At 71.6% G+C, this 18,120-nt stretch carries 13 protein-coding genes and 1 pseudogene; 7 read left to right on the forward strand and 7 right to left on the reverse strand.

Annotation, left to right across the window (positions count from 1 at the left end; all coding sequences use genetic code 11):
- Positions 1-8 precede the first annotated feature (8 nt).
- Positions 9-995 carry a 5-dehydro-2-deoxygluconokinase gene (gene iolC, locus OG462_RS16800; protein ID WP_406058370.1) on the reverse strand — a complete coding sequence of 329 codons (987 nt, stop codon included), beginning with the start codon at positions 993-995 and terminating at the stop codon, positions 9-11.
- A 252-nt stretch (positions 996-1,247) separates the two neighbouring features.
- Between iolC and OG462_RS16805 the strand changes: the two genes are divergently transcribed.
- Both OG462_RS16805 and OG462_RS16810 read left to right on the forward strand, forming a co-directional pair.
- On the forward strand, positions 1,248-2,183 hold the full coding sequence (locus OG462_RS16805) for a sugar phosphate isomerase/epimerase family protein (protein WP_406058371.1): 936 nt from the start codon (positions 1,248-1,250) through the stop codon (positions 2,181-2,183).
- Positions 2,184-2,445: 262 nt separating this feature from the next.
- Complete coding sequence (locus OG462_RS16810; RefSeq protein ID WP_406058373.1) at positions 2,446-2,643, forward strand: helix-turn-helix transcriptional regulator; 198 nt, start codon at positions 2,446-2,448, stop codon at positions 2,641-2,643.
- A gap of 96 nt (positions 2,644-2,739) precedes the next feature.
- On the opposite strand, the gene OG462_RS16815 is transcribed toward OG462_RS16810, so the two are convergent.
- From OG462_RS16815 to OG462_RS16825, 3 genes are all read right to left on the reverse strand, one after another.
- Positions 2,740-4,077 carry a hypothetical protein gene (locus tag OG462_RS16815; protein ID WP_406058375.1) on the reverse strand — a complete coding sequence of 446 codons (1,338 nt, stop codon included), beginning with the start codon at positions 4,075-4,077 and terminating at the stop codon, positions 2,740-2,742.
- 105 nt (positions 4,078-4,182) lie between these two features.
- A complete protein-coding gene (locus tag OG462_RS16820; RefSeq protein ID WP_406058376.1) occupies positions 4,183-5,523 on the reverse strand; it encodes a hypothetical protein in 1,341 nt (446 codons plus the stop codon).
- A gap of 29 nt (positions 5,524-5,552) precedes the next feature.
- Positions 5,553-7,841: an MMPL family transporter gene (locus tag OG462_RS16825; RefSeq protein ID WP_406058378.1), complete on the reverse strand. Its 2,289-nt coding sequence runs from the start codon at positions 7,839-7,841 to the stop codon at positions 5,553-5,555.
- A gap of 163 nt (positions 7,842-8,004) precedes the next feature.
- Here OG462_RS16825 and OG462_RS16830 point away from each other — a divergent pair, with 163 nt between their 5' ends.
- The gene (locus tag OG462_RS16830) at positions 8,005-8,652 is read left to right on the forward strand and encodes a TetR/AcrR family transcriptional regulator (RefSeq protein ID WP_406058380.1); all 648 of its coding nucleotides are present in this window, start codon (positions 8,005-8,007) and stop codon (positions 8,650-8,652) included.
- Here the strand turns inward: OG462_RS16830 and OG462_RS16835 are convergent.
- The gene (locus OG462_RS16835) at positions 8,630-9,838 is read right to left on the reverse strand and encodes a cation:proton antiporter (RefSeq protein ID WP_406058382.1); all 1,209 of its coding nucleotides are present in this window, start codon (positions 9,836-9,838) and stop codon (positions 8,630-8,632) included. The two genes, OG462_RS16830 and OG462_RS16835, sit on opposite strands and share 23 nt — an antisense overlap.
- 230 nt (positions 9,839-10,068) lie before the next feature.
- Here OG462_RS16835 and OG462_RS16840 point away from each other — a divergent pair.
- The 3 genes and pseudogenes from OG462_RS16840 to OG462_RS16850 all read left to right on the forward strand — a co-directional run.
- A pseudogene (locus OG462_RS16840) lies at positions 10,069-10,572 on the forward strand (PrsW family glutamic-type intramembrane protease); the annotation flags it as partial.
- 67 nt (positions 10,573-10,639) lie between these two features.
- The gene (locus OG462_RS16845; RefSeq protein WP_406058384.1) at positions 10,640-10,864 is read left to right on the forward strand and encodes a heavy-metal-associated domain-containing protein; all 225 of its coding nucleotides are present in this window, start codon (positions 10,640-10,642) and stop codon (positions 10,862-10,864) included.
- 71 nt (positions 10,865-10,935) lie between these two features.
- Positions 10,936-13,185 carry a heavy metal translocating P-type ATPase gene (locus tag OG462_RS16850; protein ID WP_406058386.1) on the forward strand — a complete coding sequence of 750 codons (2,250 nt, stop codon included), beginning with the start codon at positions 10,936-10,938 and terminating at the stop codon, positions 13,183-13,185.
- A 395-nt stretch (positions 13,186-13,580) separates the two neighbouring features.
- Here the strand turns inward: OG462_RS16850 and OG462_RS16855 are convergent, their stop codons facing one another.
- Entirely contained in the window at positions 13,581-14,870 is a 1,290-nt protein-coding gene (locus OG462_RS16855; protein WP_406058388.1) for a citrate synthase, read from the reverse strand.
- A 179-nt stretch (positions 14,871-15,049) separates the two neighbouring features.
- Entirely contained in the window at positions 15,050-17,281 is a 2,232-nt protein-coding gene (locus tag OG462_RS16860; protein ID WP_406058389.1) for an ATP-dependent RecD-like DNA helicase, read from the reverse strand.
- Between the two features lie 318 nt (positions 17,282-17,599).
- On the opposite strand from OG462_RS16860, the gene OG462_RS16865 reads away from it, so the two are divergent.
- The gene (locus OG462_RS16865) at positions 17,600-18,073 is read left to right on the forward strand and encodes a DUF937 domain-containing protein (RefSeq protein ID WP_406058391.1); all 474 of its coding nucleotides are present in this window, start codon (positions 17,600-17,602) and stop codon (positions 18,071-18,073) included.
- Positions 18,074-18,120 lie beyond the last annotated feature (47 nt).

Raw genomic sequence — 18,120 nt, forward strand, 5'->3', positions numbered from 1 at the left:
GCAGACCCCTACCCCTTTTCCGCCAGGGTTCCGCTGCCGCCGGCGAGCGCCTCTTCGATCTCGGCGGCGTACGGCATCGCGGACGAGCACGCGAGGCGGCCCGCGACGATCGCGCCGGCGGCGTTGGCCCTGCGCAGGGTCGTGTCGAGGTCGGCGCCGGCGAGCAGTCCGTGGACGAGTGCCCCGCCGAACGCGTCGCCCGCGCCGAGGCCGTTGACCACGTCCACCGGCAGCGGCGGCACCTCGGCGCTCGTCCCGTCGGCGGCGAGCGCGAGGACGCCCTCCGGGCCCTGCTTGACGACGACGAGCCGCAGCCCGCTGTCCCTTCCGGCGTCGAGGAGGGCGCGGGCGGCCGCGTACGGCTCGCGCTCCCCCGTGGCCACCTCGCACTCGTCGAGGTTGCCGACGGCGACGGTCGCGTGCCGCAGTGCCTCGGCGTAGTACGGGCGGGCCGCCGCCGGGTCCGCCCAGAACATCGGCCGCCAGTCCAGGTCGAGGACCGTCTCCCCCCGCCCGGACCTGGCCCGCAGCGCCTCCAGGGTCGCGGCGCGACTCGGCTCGGCGCACAGGCCGGTGCCGGTCGCCCAGAAGACCCGGGCGGCGCGGATCGCGTCGAGGTCCAGCTCGTGCGGGTGGATCTCCAGGTCGGGGGCCTTGGGGCGGCGGTAGAAGGTGAGCGGGAAGTCGTCGGGCGGGAAGAGGGCGCAGAACGTGACGGGGGTGAGGTACTCCTCGACCTCGGTCACCCAGCGGTCGTCCACCCCGAAGCCCTTCAGCTCGCGGCGCAGATAGGTCCCGAAGGGGTCGGCGCCGGTGCGGGAGACGAGTGCGGTGCGGCGGCCGAGCCGGGCGGCGGCGACGGCCACGTTCGCCGGGGAGCCGCCGAGGAACTTGGCGAAGGTGTCGACCCGGTCGAGCCCGACACCGGCCTGGAGCGGGTACAGGTCCACGCCGAGGCGCCCCATGGTGATCAGGTCGTACGGCTCCGACTCCACCCGCGCCACCTCTCGCGTCCGGCTTCCGCGCCCGGGTCCCGCCGCGCTCAGGTTCCGCCGCGCCCGGGTCCCTGCGCGCTCGGTCCCTCCGCACCCAGGTCTAGTCGTCCGCCCGGAGGCGTGTCAACGATATGTCCGGACATTCGGACGACCGGACCGGACCCGTCGGACATTCGGGCGACCGGACCGGACCCGGGCGGGCCGGAGCGGCGTCCTTGACGCTGCTCTCGCGCCCCGGTCAAGGTGGCAGGCATGACGAAGCCGTCAGCGCAGCCTCCCTCGCCCTCGTCTCCCTCCCCGTCACGGATCCGGATCGGCTCCGCCCCGGACTCCTGGGGGGTGTGGTTCCCCGACGATCCCCGGCAGGTGCCCTGGCAGCGCTTCCTCGACGAGGTGTCCGGCGCGGGATACGAGTGGATCGAGCTCGGCCCGTACGGCTATCTGCCCACCGATCCGGCCGTCCTGACGGAGGAGACCGCGCGGCGCGGCCTCCGCGTCTCGGCGGGGACGGTCTTCACCGGCCTCCACCACGGCCCGGACGTCTGGGACCGGACCTGGGCGCACGTCGCCGAGAACGCGGCCCTCGCGCAGGCCGTGGGCGCGGGCCATCTCGTCGTCATCCCGTCCTTCTGGCGGGACGACCGCACGGGCGAGGTGCTGGAGGACCGGACGCTCACCGCAGGGCAGTGGCGGGACCTGACGCGGCTCACCGAGCGGCTCGGACGGGAGGTGCGCGAGCGGTACGGGCTGCGGCTCGTCGTCCATCCGCATGCCGACACCCATCTGGACGGCGAGGAGAGCGTGACGCGGTTCCTCGACGCGACCGACCCGGAGGCGGTCTCGCTCTGTCTGGACACCGGGCACTACGCGTACGCCGGCGGGGACAGCGTCAAGCTGATCGAGACGTACGGCGAGCGGATCGGCTACCTGCACCTCAAGCAGGTCGACCCGGAGATCCTGGCCGGGGTGGTGGCCGATGAGGTGCCGTTCGGGCCGGCGGTGGCGCGGGGCGTGATGTGCGAGCCGCCGTCCGGGGTGCCCTCGCTCGAACCGGTGCTCGCCGCCGCGTCGGCCCTGGACGTGGACCTGTTCGCGATCGTCGAGCAGGACATGTACCCGTGCGAGCCCGACGTCCCGTACCCGATCGCGCTGCGCACCCGGCGCTTCCTCCGCTCCTGCGGCGTGTGACCGGCGCATATCTCTCTGACCAGGGGTGACGCACGCGGACACGCCGATGTCCCGATGCCTCACTTTCGTCACGCACGTCCCTTCGGCGTCACGCATATCTCCGTTACGCGGGTTTTCCGTCACAGGCGCTCGACAGGCCCTCTCCTCCTGTCTGGAGGGGGCGTTGCAGGGGGCAATGGCTCAGTGATCGCCATCGCACGCCCGCAGCGCCCCCGAACGGCACCCCCGCCGCCGCTGCGCGGCGCGCAGGGAGGTACCAGGCATGACGGACAGAAGGCTCTGGTCGTACAAGGACATCGCCGCACACATCCGGGTGCAGCCCGACACGGTCCGCTCCTACCGGAAGCACGGACTGCTGCCTGCCCCCGACCACGTGGAGTCGGGCAAGCCCTACTGGTACGCGGACACGATCCGCGTCTGGGTCGCCGGCCGCCCCGGCAACCGGGGCCGCCGCGACTGACCTGCCGCCGCACGCCTGACGAGGACGCCGGGCCCCGGAACACTCCGGGACCCGGCGTCCTGCCGTCTCAAGGGCTTGGCGGCGTTGGTGGAGCCGTCAGAAGACGAGGGTGTACGTGTCCCAGCCCCAGCCGACCTGGGTCCGGTTCGAGGCCGGCACCTCGCTGCCGTTCTTCGTGGCGGGCCCGTAGAGCCAGAGCTTGCCCGCCGTGTCACGGGCGAGGAGGTCGAGCTTCCCGTCGCCCGAGACGTCCACGGTGCTCACGAACGCGGAGTAGGTGTTCCACCCGGCACCCACCTTCACGCGCGGCGCGAACGGCTTCCAGTCCGGAGCGGCGGTGGCGCCGTCGTACTTCCACAGCACCCCGCTCGTGTCCCGGGCGACCGCTCCCCGGCCGTACCGCGTCACGGCGTTGTACGTGTTCCAGCCGCCGCCCACCTTGACGCGTCCCGCGAGCTTGTACGTGGACCCGGCCGCCCTGTTGTAGTTCCAGAGGACGCCGTCCCTGTCCCGGGCGACGATCTCGCCGTCGGCGGGACCGGCGGCGATCGAGGTGTAGATGTTCCAGCCGGCGCCGACGCGGAGTCGCGGGGCGAACGGCTTGGCGGGGTTGCCGGTTCCCTTGTGGTACCAGAGGACACCGTCCTTGTCCCGGGCCATGAGGCCGCCGTGCCCGCTCGCGCGGGTGTCCTCGACCTGGACGACGGCGGTGTAGACGCCCCAGCCGGCTTCGATCTCCCTGCGGGCCGACAGGGGGGCGCCGGGCTTGCCGGTGCCCTCGTAGCGGTAGAGCCACCCGTTCTTGCCGACCGCGTGCACCGCGCCCACGGCGTACGACTCCGACGTGCCCTGGACGACGTCGAGTCCGGCCGTGCCCTGGGCCACCAGGGCCCCGCTCGCGTCCTTCAGCTCGATGGGCGCGTCGAGGGAGCCGATCCAGGCGAGCTCGTACGGCAGGTCGATCGTGACGGCGTGGTCGATGGTCGCCGAGGCTTCCACGGCGGGCAGGTCGAGCACGATCCGGTACGGGCCGGGGTCGTCGGTGAAGCTCGTCCCCTGCCAGGCGCAGGCCTCGAACGCTCCGCCGCCGACCGAGCACGTGGACCCCATCCGGGCCGCCGTGCGGTGGTCGGTCCAGCCGCCGGGCGGCCAGTTGGTGATGGGAAGGGTGACGCGGGCCTTCACCGGACCGGTGACCCCGGCCGGCAGGGTCGCCTTGAACCGCAGCGTCACCGGACCTTCGGTGCCCGCCGGAACCGTCAGCCGGCCGCCCTCCTGGACGACCGTCCCCGGCTCCACCGTCGAGGCCGCCCCCACGGCCGGGACGGACTCGGCGCCGGGGGCGGCGACGGCCGCCGCTCCCCCGAGCACCACCGGCGCCACACCCGCGACGAGAGCCGTCGCCAGCACCAGAGCCGCACGCATACGTGCCACGATGTTCCCCCTGTGTGTCTGTTCATCAGCGCGGGAAGTGAACTCGCTTCACTTCCCTGACGCTTGTTCGACACCCGGGTCACGCCGATGGTTGTACGGCCGTCCTCAGAAGATCAAGTCGTACATGTTCCAGCCGGGGCCGACCGGCGTGCGGGTCGGTCCCGGCACCAGCCTGCCGTTCTTGATGACGCCCTGGTACAGCCAGAGCTGACCCGCCTTGTCCCGGGCGACGACGTCGGCGTAGTCGCGCCGGCCGAGGTCGCCGGTCCCCACGACGGCCGTGTAGGCGTTCCAGCCGGCGCCGACCCGCACGGGCCTGCGGAAGGGATAGCCCTCGGGGTCGCCCATGCTGCCGGTCTCCTCGTACCTCCACAGCACCCCGCCGGTGTCACGGGCCAGCGGCCCGCCGGCCCAGCCCACGAGGGTGTTGTAGATGTTCCAGCCGGCGCCGACCTTGATCCGCGGGATGAACGGGGCGGAGGTGCCGTAGTTCCGCTCGTAGTTCCACAGGACGCCGTTCTTGTCGCGGGCGACCAGGGTGCCGTTGGGGCGGCCGGCGAAGGCGGTGTAGATGTTCCAGCCGGCGCCGACCCTGGTGCGCGGCGCGAAGGGGGCGGCCGGGTTGCCGGTGCCCTTGTAGTACCAGAGGACACCGGCCTTGTCCCGGGCCACGAGGTCGCCGGTGCCGTTCGACATGGGGGTGGAGACCGGGACGACCGCGGTGTAGATGTTCCAGCCGCCGCCCACCTTCCTGCGCGGCTTGAGCGGCTTCTCGATCCGGCTCGTGCCCTCGTACCGCCAGAGCACCCCGTCCTTGTCGCGGGCGTGCACGGCGCCCAGGCGGTTCGGCTCGGACGTGCCGAGGACGAAGTCGAGTCCGGCCACGCCCTTCGCCACCACGGCGCCCGTGGAGTCGTTCAGCTCCACGGGCGCGTCGAGGGAGCCGACCCAGGCCTGGTCCGATGAGGTGTCGATGGTGACCGCGTAGGTGAGCGTGGTCGCGGCCTCCGTCACCGGCAGCTTGAGCCGTACCGGGTGCGGGTAGTCCTCGTCGTCGATCCACGGCGAGTCCCAGGCGCAGGCCGCGAGCGGCCCGCCGTTGACCGAACAGGTGGAGCCGAGCGCCGCGGCCAGCCGGAGCGGGCTGGGGCCGGCCGGCGGGAACGCCTCGACGGGGAGCCCGATGTGGGCCCGCACCGGGCCGGTGACCCCGGCCGGCAGGGTGACCTTGAGCCGCAGTGTCACCGGCGCGTCCGCGCCCGCCGGTACCGTCAGCCGGCCCCCCTCCTGGACGACCGTGCCCACCTCGGCCGCCGAGGCGGCCGAAGCGGTCCGGGCGGCCGGGCGGGACCCGGCCCCGGGGGCGGCGAAGGCCGCCGCTCCCCCGAGCGCCATCGGGGCGACACCTGCGACGAGAGCCGTCGCCATGACCAGAGCCGTACGCATGTGTGCCACGAATCCCCCAGGAATTCTTCTCAGCCGCGCAGTGAAGTGGTTTCTCGCCACTTCTGGGACATCTCTTCGACACCCGGGTCCGCCGAAAGGTTGTGCCCGTCCGACTCACTGATGCCGAACCGGTCGTGGAGACGGCGCAGGGGTCCCGGGGCCCACCAGGTGAGGCGGCCGGTCAGCTTCATCACGGAGGGGACGAGGAGGCTGCGGACCACCATGGCGTCCATGAGGACGGCGAGGGCGACGCCGAGGCCGAGCATCTTGGTGTTGGTGACGCGGGAGGTGCCGATGGCGACCATGACGACGGCGAGGATCACGGCGGCCGCGGTGATGAGTCCGCCGGTGTGGCGCAGGCCGAAGCGGACGGAGTGCTCGTGGTCGCCGGTGGCGTCGTACTCCTCCTTGATCCGGGAGAGCAGGAACACCCCGTAGTCCATGGAGAGTCCGAAGGCCACGCAGAACATGAGCACGGGCAGGGTGGTCTCGATGTCTCCGGTGGGGGTGAAGCCGAGGAGTCCCGCGAGGTGCCCGTCCTGGAAGACCCAGACCACCGCGCCGAACATCGCCGTGAGGCTGAGGGCGTTGAGGACGACGGCCTGGACGGGGATGAGGACGCTGCCGGTGAGCAGGAAGACCAGGAGCAGTGTGGTGAGGACGACGATGGCCGCCGCCCAGGGCAGCCGCTCGGCGAGGGCGTCCTTGGAGTCGACGAGGACGGCGGCCTGTCCGGTGACGGAGGTCTCGAACGGGGCGGGTGCGGCGCGCAGTTCGGCCACGGCCCGCTGGGCCTCGGCGCCGACGGTCTCGCCCTCGGGCACGACGGTGAAGTACGCGTGGCCGCCGGCTGCGGTCACCGGCCCGTCGGCCCGGACGACACCGTCGAGGGTGGCGATCCGCTCGCGGTAGTCCGCGTACTGCGCGGGGGTGGCCTCTCCTTCGGCGAGGACGGTGATCCCGCCGCCGGGGTCGCCGGGGAAGCCGTCCCGCAGCTCGTCCTGGACGACCCGGGAGGAGGCGGTGACGGGGAGCTGGCGGTCGTCGGCGGTGCCGAACTTCACGCCGAGGAAGGGGAGTCCGAGGAGGACGAGTCCGGCGGTGGTGAGGACGGCGAAGACCGGCGCCCTGCGCATCACGAGCGCGGCGGCGCGTGCCCAGCCCGCGCCGGCGCTGTCCTGGCCGGGCGCCCGGCCGCGCCGGAGGAGGCGCCGCATGTCGAGCGCGTTGACGCGGTCGCCGAGCAGCACGAGGGCCGCCGGGAGCAGGGTGAGGGCGGCGGTCGCGGCGAGCAGGACCACGGCGATTCCGGCGTACGCGAAGGAGCGCAGGAAGTACTGCGGGAAGACCAGCATCGCGGCGAGCGAGACGGCGACGGTCAGGGCGGAGAAGAGCACGGTCCGCCCGGCGGTGCGCAGGGTGGCGCGGACGGCGGTGTACGTGTCGGCCCCGGCGGCGAGCTCCTCGCGGTAGCGGCGGACGACGAACAGGGCGTAGTCGATGGCGAGTCCGAGCCCGAGGGCCGTCGTCAGGTTCTGTGCGAAGACGGAGACGTCGGTGAACTCGGTGATGCCGCGCAGGACGGCGTTGGTACCGAGGATGGCGACGATGCCGACGCCGAGCGGCAGCAGGGCGGCGACGGCGCTGCCGAAGACCATGACGAGCAGCACGAGGGTGAGGGGCAGGGCGATGAGCTCGGCCCGCAGCAGGTCCTCCTGGATGACCGTCTGCATCTCGTGGCGCACGGCGAGACCGCCGCCGAGGGAGACCTCGACGGGGCCGTGCGTGCCCCGGTACGTGGGGGCGATCCGGTCGAGGACGGCGGCGGCGTCCTTCTCCTCGCCGGCGATGCGGGCGGCGATCACGGCCTTCCGGCCGTCCTCGGAGCGGAGGGCGGGCGAGCCGGTGGACCAGTAGGAGCCGACGCCGTCGACGCCCGGCTCGGCGTCGAGCCGCTCGGCGAGCCGCCGCGCCTCGGCGGCGACCGCCGGCGCGTCGGTCCCGGCCGCTCCGGCGTCGACGAGCAGGAGGAGATTGGGCTGGGAGCCGGGGAACCGGTGCCCCAGGGCCTCGGTCGCGTACGTGGATTCGGCCGCCGGGTCCTCCCAGCCGCCGCTGCCCATCCGGTCGGCGACCCCGCCGCCGGCCAGGACGGCGAGGGCGGTGAGGACGAGGGCCACGAGCAGGGTGAGGCGCGGCCGGGCGGTCACGAACCGCGTCCAGCCGCCTGTCCGGTCCCCCTTCGGGGATCCGCCGCCGCTCTTCGGGGACCCACTGGATCCACCCCCGCCGGGCGCTGATTTCTTGACTTCGGCCATGACGAGGTGTCCCCTTCACCTGACCCCTGTGCTCGCTTCCCGGCAGGTCACATGGGTCGCCCGTTGCCATAGACTGGCAAACACGAGTGGTCACTCGCGTTTCTCAAGAATGCGAGCGACCTCTCGTGTTTGTCAAACGCGTTGAGGAGAGCTGGGGACAGTCATGTCCGAAGACAGGTCCGAAGAGCCGAAGCCGCCCCGCCGCCAGGCGCGCGGCGAGCGCCGTATCACGCAGCTGCTCCAGGCGGCCGCGAGCGTCTTCTGCGCGAACGGCTACACGGCGTCCAGCACCAACGCGATCGCCCGCGAGGCCCACGTCTCGCCGGGCACGCTCTACCAGTACTTCCCGAACAAGGAAGCCATCGCGATAGAGCTGGGTGAGCGCCTGATGCACGAGATGCGGGAGGCCCACGGCCAGGCGTTCGTCCCCGAGAACCTCGCCCTGCCGCTGCCCGAGCTGCTCGACGCCGTGGTCGACCCGATGATCGAGTTCAACTGCGAGAACCCCGTCTTCCTCGCCCTCATGCACGGCTCCGAGGTCCCCGGCCGGATCGCGGAGGAGCACGACGCCCTGCACGCCTCGCTCCTCGCGCGCGTGCAGGAGGTGATCGCCCACTTCGCCCCCGCGATGCCCGCCCCGGAGCGCGCCCGGGTGGCCGACATGACCTTCGCGACCTTCAAGGGCGGTCTGGCCCTCGTCCTTGCCGCACCCGAGGGACCCGAGCGGGACGCGACCATCAACGAGTTGAAGACGCTGCTCCTGCGCTACCTCACCCCGCTCACCGACGTCACCACGACTCCGAGCCACTGACCTGCTCGGACGGGAGGGCCTTCGCCCCCGACCGCGACTTCAGCGCGATCAGCGGGAAGACGAGCACGGAGACCATGCCGGCCCCGACGAGCGCCGCCGCCTCACCGGCCGTCATCGCCTTGTCGTCCACGCCGATGGTCGTGATCGCGACGACGAGCGGCAGCGCGGTGGAGCCGTACAGCACGAGCCCGCCCCGGTCCTTCCGGCCGAGGTCGCGCGGGGCGAGGAACCAGATCGGCCCGCCGCGCACCGCCAGGAACAGCAGCAGGAAGACCGGCAGCAGGAGCAGGGTGCGGCCGCCGTCGAGGAGCGAGGCCAGGTCGAACTCGATCCCGGTGACGACGAAGAAGACCGGGACGAGGAAGCCGAAGCCGACGCCCTCGATCTTCTCCAGGATCTGCGGCCCCGACTCGGGCGCCGCCCCGGTCAGCACCAGCCGGGTGATGAGTCCGGCCGCGAAGGCGCCGAGCAGGATGTCGAGCCCGAGGGCCTGCGAGGCGCCGAGCATCAGGGCGAGCAGCAGGAAGACGAACCGGACCGCGAACTGACCGCTGGTGTGCAGGGTCTTGACGACGATCCGGGAGAACCACGGCGGGCGCGGCCGCAGCGCCCAGAACACGGCCCCGGCGGTGAGCGCCGCGAAGACCGCGAGGAGCACGGTCGACTCGGCCGCGCCGCGCCCGCTGAGCAGCAGCGCCATCGCAATGATCGGGCCGAACTCGCCGACCGCGCCGAAGGCCATGACCACGGAGCCGAACCGCCCGTGGAGGTCACCCGCGTCCCGGAGCACGGGCAGGACGGTGCCGAGCGCGGTGCTGGTGAGCGCCACGCCGATGAAGACGCCCTTGGTGTATCCGCCGCCGAGGAGGACGCCGGTGGCGAGTCCGAGGGCGAGGGCGATCAGCCAGGCCCGGACGGAGCGGCGGAGGGTGTCGCCGCGGACCTTGCCGAACTCGATCTCGTACCCCGCGAGGAAGATCAGCATGGTGAGGCCGAGTTCCGAGAGTCCGTCGATCAGCGCGTCGGGGTGGGCCCAGCCCAGGACGTCGGGGCCGATGAGGATGCCGAGCAGGATCTCGAAGATGACGAGGGGCACGGGAAGCCTGCGTCCGACCGCGTAGGCGAGCAGCGGCGCCAGGACGGCGATCGTCATGATCAGGATGAGCGTGGTCCCCGAATGCGGCATATCGGGTGTTTACCATAGGCTCCGGCCAGATGCCGTCAGATCCCTTCGGGGGTCGGCTCCCGTCAGATGACCTGTCGGCAGAGGGACTTGGAGGTCTTCGCGTGCACGAGTACCCGCCCACCACCCGGACACCCTCACCGCCACCCTCGCCCGAGGCGGCCCCGCCGGACCCGCGCCCGCGCCCCGGCCTCTGGAAGCGCTGCCCGGGGGGGTCTCGCGCTGTGGGTACACGGCTGCGCGGGGTCCGCGCGGGACTGGTGCCCGGCGGCACGGTCGGCTTCGGCTTCGCCGCCTTCGAGAGCCCCGGGTACGCCTTCAACGCCGCCGTCACCATGGACGGCATCGACCTGCGCTCGCTCCTGGAGACCGAGACCCTGCGCGGCGTGCTCGCCCCCTTCGGGCACGGCCTGTGGACGGCGATCGCCGGCGCGGTCCTGCTCGCCTTCCGCCGCCCCGACGGCCGCTTCCGCTTCGCGGGACCCGTCATCGGCACGTACCTCGGGGTCGCGGTGCTGCACGCGCCCTGGGACTCGATGCACGGGATCGCGCTCTGGCTGGTGCTCCGGGTGACCTCGACCGGCCTGGACCGTTCACTCTTCACGCAGGGATACATCCCGCAGCCCACCTCCCAGCAGGAGCACCTCTTCACCCTCTTCTCGGTGGGCGGGCTCGTGCTGGTGACCGCCGCCGGGCTCCTCTGGCTGAGATCGCTGGCGCGGCGCGACCGCACCTGACTGGAATTCATACCCCCTAGGGGTATAATCTGGTGGTGTACGGCCCTGAACCCACGAGGAGAACGCCATGACCGCAGAGACGAAGACCGACCTCACCACCGTCTACCAGGTCAAGGGCATGACCTGCGGCCACTGCGAGGGTGCGGTCTCCAGCGAGATCTCCGAACTGCCGGGCGTCTCCTCGGTCACGGCCGTCGCCTCCACCGGCCGGGTGACCGTCGTCTCCGCCGCCCCGCTCGACGAGGAGGCCGTCCGCGCCGCCGTCGACGAGGCCGGCTACGAGCTGGTCTGACCGCTCCCCCGCACCGTGACGCAGGGCCGTACCGTTACCGGGTACGGCCCTGCTCCCCTTTGGAACCGCACATGACCTCCAGCACCACCGCACCCCCCGTCGATGTCGCGGTCACCGAGCTGACGATCGGCGGGATGACCTGCGCCTCCTGCGCGGCCCGCGTCGAGAAGAAGCTCAACCGCATGGACGGGGTGACCGCGACCGTCAACTACGCCACGGAGAAGGCGCGGATCGAGCACCCCCCGGAGGTCGGGGTCGACGCGCTGATCGCCACCGTCGTCAAGACCGGCTACACCGCCGAGGAACCCCCGCCGCCGGAGCCGGAGCCCTCGGCCGAGGCTCCGGAGCAGGGCAAGGACCGCGCACGGAACCCCTCGCAGGACCCCGAGCTCGCCTCCCTCCGGCAACGGCTCACCGTCTCCGCGCTGCTCGCCGCACCCGTCGTGCTGCTCGCCATGGTCCCGAGCCTCCAGTTCGACAACTGGCAGTGGCTCTCGCTCACCCTCGCCGCCCCCGTCGTCGTCTGGGGCGGGCTGCCCTTCCACCGGGCCGCCTGGACCAACCTCCGGCACGGCGCCGCCACCATGGACACCCTCGTCTCGGTCGGCACCCTCGCCGCCTTCGGCTGGTCGCTCTGGGCCCTCTTCCTCGGCGACGCGGGCATGCCCGGCATGCGGCACGGCTTCGACCTGACCGTGGACCGCTCCGAGGCCGCCTCCGCGATCTATCTGGAGGTCGCTGCCGGGGTCGTCACCTTCATCCTGCTCGGCCGCTACCTGGAGGCCCGCGCCAAGCGGAAGGCCGGCGCGGCGCTCCGCGCCCTGATGGAACTCGGCGCCAAGGACGTGGCCGTACTGCGCCGGGGAACGGAGGTACGGGTGCCGGTCTCCTCACTGCGGGCCGGCGACCTCTTCGTCGTACGGCCCGGCGAGAAGATCGCCAACGACGGCACCGTCACCGAGGGCACGTCGGCCGTCGACGCCTCGCTGCTCACCGGCGAGTCGCTGCCGCTCGACGTCACGGAGGGCAGCACGGTCACCGGCGGCTGCGTCAACGTCTCGGGCCGGCTCGTCGTCCGGGCCACCAGGGTCGGCGCCGACACCCAGCTCGCCCGGATGGCGAAGCTCGTCGAGGACGCCCAGAACGGCAAGGCCGAGGTGCAGCGGCTCGCCGACCGGATCTCCGCCGTCTTCGTGCCCGTGGTGCTGCTCATCGCGCTCGGCACCCTCGTCACCTGGCTGCTGACGACCGACGACCCGACGGCCTCCTTCACGGCCGCCGTCGCCGTCCTGATCATCGCCTGCCCCTGCGCCCTGGGCCTCGCGACCCCGACCTCGCTCATGGTCGGCACCGGCCGGGGCGCCCAGCTCGGCATCCTGATCAAGGGCCCCGAGGTCCTGGAGTCCACCCGCCGCATCGACACGATCGTCCTCGACAAGACGGGAACGGTCACCACGGGCCGGATGTCGCTGCGCACGGTGTCCCCGTACGAGGGTGTCGACGAGCTCCGGCTGCTGCGGCTCGCGGGGGCCCTGGAGCACAACTCCGAGCACCCGGTGGCCCGCGCGGTCGCGGCCGGCGCGGTCGAGCGCTGCGGGGAGCTCCCCGTACCGAAGACCTTCGAGAACGTCCCCGGGCTCGGCGTGCGCGGCTCGGTCGACGGCCATCTGGTCCTCGTCGGCCGCGCCGCCCTGCTCACGGCGGAGGGCGTCGAGGTCTCGGCGACGGCGGAGCCCGGCGCCGTCCACATCGCCTGGGACGGGCTCGCCCGGGGCACCCTGACCGTCGCGGACACCGTCAAGGACACCAGCGCCGAGGCGGTCGCCCGGCTGCGCGGCCTCGGGCTGCACCCGGTCCTCCTCACCGGGGACCACCGGGCGGCGGCGGAGGCCGTGGCGGCCGAGGTGGGCATCGACGAGGTGATCGCGGAGGTCCTGCCCGAGGAGAAGGCCGAGGTGGTCCGGCGGCTCCAGGCGGAGGGACGGACGGTCGCGATGGTGGGCGACGGGGTGAACGACGCGGCGGCACTCGCCACGGCGGACCTCGGTCTGGCGATGGGAACGGGCACGGACGCGGCGATCGAGGCGAGCGATCTGACCCTGGTCCGGGGCGACCTGCGGGTCGCGGCGGACGCGATCCGCCTCTCCCGCCGCACCCTGGCGACGATCAAGGGCAACCTCGGCTGGGCCTTCGGCTACAACGTGGCGGCCCTGCCGCTCGCGGCGGCCGGACTTCTGAACCCGATGATCGCGGGCCTCGCGATGGCGTTTTCGTCCGTATTCGTCGTATCCAACAGCCTGCGACTGCGTCGCTTCACGTGAATTCACCCACGTGTGACGCACAGGACCTTCACAAAGAGATCTAGATCACAGATATTGTGGGGTAACCATCTGGGCTGTTCGCGAGTCTAAATGGGCGATGCCGAGAACGTCTTGGGGGACGTTCATGGAATGTCTTGGGGGACGTTCCAGGCAAGCGTTGGCCGGGGCACGTGCACCGGGGAGCTTTGAGCGGCCCTCCCGTACGTTCCCCGGCAGACCGCGTCGCGCCCGACCCGCGTAGCTTCTGCTGACACCCGCAGACGCCCGGCCCGGATCCCGTGGGGGGAATCCGCACCGGGACATGGGAAGCGCCCCGTTCGTCGACCCGTGGGGGGATCGACGGCGCGGGGCGCTTCCTCTTTTTCAGGTGTTCCGGGCTCGGGTCCTGTGTAGGACTAGCGCCCCTCGACCGGGACGAAGTCGCGGAGGATCTCACCCGTGTAGATCTGGCGCGGGCGGCCGATGCGGGAGCCGGGCTCCTTGATCATCTCGTGCCACTGGGCGATCCAGCCGGGAAGGCGGCCGAGCGCGAAGAGCACGGTGAACATCTCGGTCGGGAAGCCCATCGCGCGGTAGATGAGGCCCGTGTAGAAGTCCACGTTGGGGTAGAGGTTGCGCGAGACGAAGTACTCGTCGGAGAGCGCGTGCTCCTCCAGCTTGAGCGCGATGTCCAGCAGCTCGTCGGACTTGCCGAGGGCCGAGAGGACGTCGTGCGCCGCCGCCTTGATGATCTTGGCGCGCGGGTCGAAGGACTTGTACACCCGGTGGCCGAAGCCCATCAGGCGGACGCCGTCCTCCTTGTTCTTCACCTTGCGGATGAAGGAGTCGACATCGCCACCGTTGGCCTTGATGCCTTCCAGCATCTCCAGGACCGACTGGTTGGCGCCACCGTGCAGGGGGCCCCACAGGGCCGAGATGCCGGCGGAGATCGAGGCGAACATGTTCGCCTGCGAGGAGCCGACCAGACGCACGGTGGAGGTCGAGCAGTTCTGCTCGTGGTCCGCGTGCAGGATCAGCAGCTTGTCGAGCGCGGAGACGACGACCGGGTCCAGGTCGTACTCCTGCGCCGGGACCGAGAAGGTCATGCGCAGGAAGTTCTCGACGTACCCGAGGTCGTTGCGCGGGTAGACGAAGGGGTGCCCGATCGACTTCTTGTACGCGTACGCCGCGATCGTCGGCAGCTTCGCGAGCAGCCGGATCGTGGAGAGGTGGCGCTGCTCCTCGTCGAACGGGTTGTGGCTGTCCTGGTAGAAGGTGGACAGCGCGGAGACCACCGAGGACAGCATCGCCATCGGGTGCGCGTCCCGCGGGAAGCCACGGAAGAAGTTCTTGACGTCCTCGTGGACCAGCGTGTGCTGCGTGATCTCGTTCTTGAAGGTCGACAGCTCGTCGACCTTGGGCAGCTCACCGTTGATCAGCAGGTACGCCACCTCAAGGAAGGTGGAGCGCTCGGCCAGCTGCTCGATGGGGTAACCGCGGTACCGCAGAATCCCCTGCTCACCGTCGAGGTAGGTGATCGCGGATTTATAGGCGGCGGTGTTGCCGTATCCGCTGTCCAGGGTGACCAGACCGGTCTGGGCTCGGAGTTTCCCGATGTCGAAGCCCTTGTCGCCGACGGTGCTCTCGACCACCGGGTAGGTGTATTCACCGTCCGCGTACCGCAGTACTACAGAGTTGTCGCTCACGTCATCCCTCACCGACGTAGTGCCTCTTCTTCGAGGTGCCCTGACTGTCTCTACCATCCCCCATTTGGCTCAGGAGAGTGCACTCGGGGTCGACCATTGGGCCAATCGGCGGCACTCAGTGCCGCCAACCTTCATATCCTGCCCCCTTCGCCCCGGTTCCGGTAGTCCTCCGTGATCTTTCACACGAGGGCGCCGCCTGTGAGCCGAAACGCGAGTGCGGTAAAGCGTCTGCCCGCGGAGACCGTACGGACCGCCTGGGCGATCGCCCGGCGGGAGCCGACGAGGACCACGAGCTTCTTGGCCCGGGTCACGGCCGTGTAGAGCAGGTTCCGCTGAAGCATCATCCAGGCGCTCATGGTGACCGGGATCACGACGGCCGGATACTCACTGCCCTGCGAACGGTGGATGGTGACCGCGTACGCGTGGGCTAGTTCGTCCAGCTCGTCGAAGTCGTACGGCACCTCCTCGTCCTCGTCGGTCCGTACGGTCAGCCGCTGTTCGACGGTGTCCAGCTGCGTCACGACGCCGACCGTGCCGTTGAAGACGCCGTTGGCTCCCTTGTCGTAGTTGTTTCTGATCTGGGTGACCTTGTCACCGACACGGAAGACCCGGCCGCCGAACCGCTTCTCCGGGAGATCGGGGCGGGCCGGGGTGATGACCTGCTGCAGCAGGCCGTTGAGCGAGCCCGCGCCGGCCGGGCCCCGGTGCATCGGGGCGAGGACCTGCACGTCGCGGCGCGGGTCGAGACCGAATTTGGCCGGAATCCGGCGGGCCGCGACGTCCACGGCGACCCGGGCGGCGTCCTCGGTCTCCTCCTCGACGAAGAGGAAGAAGTCCGGCAGGCCTTCGGTCCTGGGCGGGGTGCCGGCGTTGATCCGGTGCGCGTTGGTGACGACGCCGGACTCCTGGGCCTGCCGGAAGATCCGGGTCAGCCGGACCGCCGGTACGGGGCTTCCCGGGGCGAGCAGATCACCGAGGACCTCGCCCGCGCCGACCGACGGGAGCTGGTCCACATCGCCCACGAGCAGCAGATGGGCCCCGGGCGCCACCGCCTTCACCAGCTTGTTCGCCAGGAGCAGGTCGAGCATGGAGGCCTCGTCGACCACGACGAGGTCGGCGTCGAGGGGCCGGTCCCGGTCGTAGGCCGCGTCGCCGCCGGGCTTGAGTTCGAGGAGCCGGTGGACGGTGGAGGCCTCGGCGCCGGTCAGCTCGGCAAGCCGCTTGGCCGCCCGGCCCGTGGGGGCGGCGAGGACGACCTTGGCCTTCTTGGCGCGGGCCAGCTCCACGATGGAGCGGACCGTGAACGACTTGCCGCAGCCGGGCCCGCCGGTGAGCACGGCGACCTTCCGGGTGAGCGCGAGCCGTACGGCCTCCTCCTGCTCGGGCGCGAGCGAGGCCCCCGTCCGGTCCGCGAGCCAGGCGAGGGCCTTGTCCCAGGCGACGTCCCGGAAGGCGGGCATCCGGTCCTCGTCGGTCCTCAGGAGCCGCCGGAGCTGTCCGGCGAGCGACAGCTCGGCCCGGTGGAAGGGGATCAGGTACACGGCGGTGACGGGCGTCCCCTCGGGCCCGGGCACGGTCTCCCGTACGACCCCCTCGGGGTCCTCGGCCAGCTCGGCGAGGCACTCGATGACAAGCCCGGTGTCGACCTGGAGGAGCTTCACCGCGTCGGCGATCAGCCGCTCCTCGGGCAGGAAGCAGTGCCCCTGGTCGCTGGACTGCGACAGGGCGTACTGGAGGCCGGCCTTCACGCGGTCGGGGCTGTCGTGGGGTATCCCGACGGCCTGGGCGATCTTGTCGGCGGTGAGGAAGCCGATTCCCCAGACGTCGGTGGCGAGCCGGTAGGGCTGGTTCCGCACGACGGAGATCGAGGCGTCCCCGTACTTCTTGTAGATCCGGACCGCGATGGAGGTGGAGACGCCGACCCCCTGGAGGAAGACCATCACCTCCTTGATCGCCTTCTGTTCCTCCCAGGCGGCCATGATGTTCTTGGTGCGCTTGGGGCCGAGCCCCGGAACCTCGATCAGGCGCGCGGGGGCCTCGTCGAGGATGTCGAGGGTGTCCAGACCGAAGTGCTGGGTGATGCGGTCGGCGAAGACGGGGCCGATGCCCTTGACCAGGCCGGAGCCGAGATAGCGGCGGATGCCCTGGATCGTCGCGGGCAGCAGGGTCGTGTAGTTGTCGACGGTGAACTGCTTGCCGTACTGCGGATGGGATCCCCAACGGCCCTCCATCCGCAGCGACTCCCCCGGCTGCGCCCCGAGCAGCGACCCGACCACCGTGAGCAGGTCCCCGGCCCCGCGCCCGGTGTCGACCCGCGCGACCGTGTACCCACTCTCCTCGTTGGCATAGGTGATCCGCTCAAGGACCCCTTCGACCACGGCCGGACCCGGCCCACGACCCTCGTTGGACATGCCCCGACGGTAGCGAACCGGTCGGACACCCCGCCGGGCGCTGTGGACAACTCCCCTTTCGGGGCGCCGGGCTCAGCCTCCCGGTCCCCTTCCTTCTGTTCCACGCTGTGGTGCTCCACGGGCCGGTCCGTCCCCAGCCGCGCCCAGATCAGAAACCCGCCGACACCCAGCCCGATCATCCCGGCCGGGATCAAGACCACGAACAGCCAGTCCGGCACACCCGCCCCCCCCGTCCCAGGACGCCCCGCGCGGGCGGGAGGGTTCCCCCGCGGCGCTCTCGGCGTGCCGACGAAGGGGGCAGGTCGTAGCGTTTCCGGCATGAGTGAATCCTTCGAGGACGACGTCCTGAACGAGCTGGGCGACGACAGGCTCCAGGAGATCGCCGGACTGCTCGGCACGGACGCCGCAGGGGCGCAGGAGCTCGTGGGCAGCTCGGTGTCCGAGCTCTCCGGCGAGCTGCGCATGGCGGCGGCCGAACCGTCCAGCGCGGACGAGGTCCGCGCCGCCGTCGACGAGGTGACCACGGCCGAGCCCCCGCTGCAGGGCGTCGCCTCCTTCGGCGGCCTGGCGGCCGGCGGCCTCATGGCCGGTGTCCTCGGCAAGCTGGCCCGCCCGGCGGCGAACGCGATCGCGAAGAGGACCGGCATCCCGGCGGCCACGGTGACCCGGGCGGTCGACATCCTGGTCCCCGTGGTCCTCGCGGTCATGACGAAGCGCGCGGCGACGAAGAAGGGCGGGGGCGCCGCGGCCGGCGGACTGGGAGACATCCTGGGCGGCGGGCCCAGGAAGTAACCCGCGCCCGACCGGGGCGACTCGGCACCGCGGAAGCGGCCCGCGCC

It is taken from the genome of Streptomyces sp. NBC_01077 (assembly GCF_045162855.1).
Lineage (GTDB): Bacteria > Actinomycetota > Actinomycetes > Streptomycetales > Streptomycetaceae > Streptomyces.

What these genes read in the sequence shown, in the direction of transcription:
- OG462_RS16850 (WP_406058386.1), top strand. Translation starts at nt 10,936, where the DNA reads ATGACCTCCAGCACCACCGCACCCCCCGTCGATGTCGCGGTCACCGAG.
- OG462_RS16805 (WP_406058371.1), top strand. Translation starts at nt 1,248, where the DNA reads ATGACGAAGCCGTCAGCGCAGCCTCCCTCGCCCTCGTCTCCCTCCCCG.
- OG462_RS16830 (WP_406058380.1), top strand. Translation starts at nt 8,005, where the DNA reads ATGTCCGAAGACAGGTCCGAAGAGCCGAAGCCGCCCCGCCGCCAGGCG.
- OG462_RS16810 (WP_406058373.1), top strand. Translation starts at nt 2,446, where the DNA reads ATGACGGACAGAAGGCTCTGGTCGTACAAGGACATCGCCGCACACATC.
- OG462_RS16845 (WP_406058384.1), top strand. Translation starts at nt 10,640, where the DNA reads ATGACCGCAGAGACGAAGACCGACCTCACCACCGTCTACCAGGTCAAG.
- OG462_RS16865 (WP_406058391.1), top strand. Translation starts at nt 17,600, where the DNA reads ATGAGTGAATCCTTCGAGGACGACGTCCTGAACGAGCTGGGCGACGAC.
- OG462_RS16835 (WP_406058382.1), bottom strand. Translation starts at nt 9,838, where the DNA reads ATGCCGCATTCGGGGACCACGCTCATCCTGATCATGACGATCGCCGTC.
- OG462_RS16860 (WP_406058389.1), bottom strand. Translation starts at nt 17,281, where the DNA reads ATGTCCAACGAGGGTCGTGGGCCGGGTCCGGCCGTGGTCGAAGGGGTC.
- OG462_RS16820 (WP_406058376.1), bottom strand. Translation starts at nt 5,523, where the DNA reads ATGCGTACGGCTCTGGTCATGGCGACGGCTCTCGTCGCAGGTGTCGCC.
- OG462_RS16825 (WP_406058378.1), bottom strand. Translation starts at nt 7,841, where the DNA reads ATGGCCGAAGTCAAGAAATCAGCGCCCGGCGGGGGTGGATCCAGTGGG.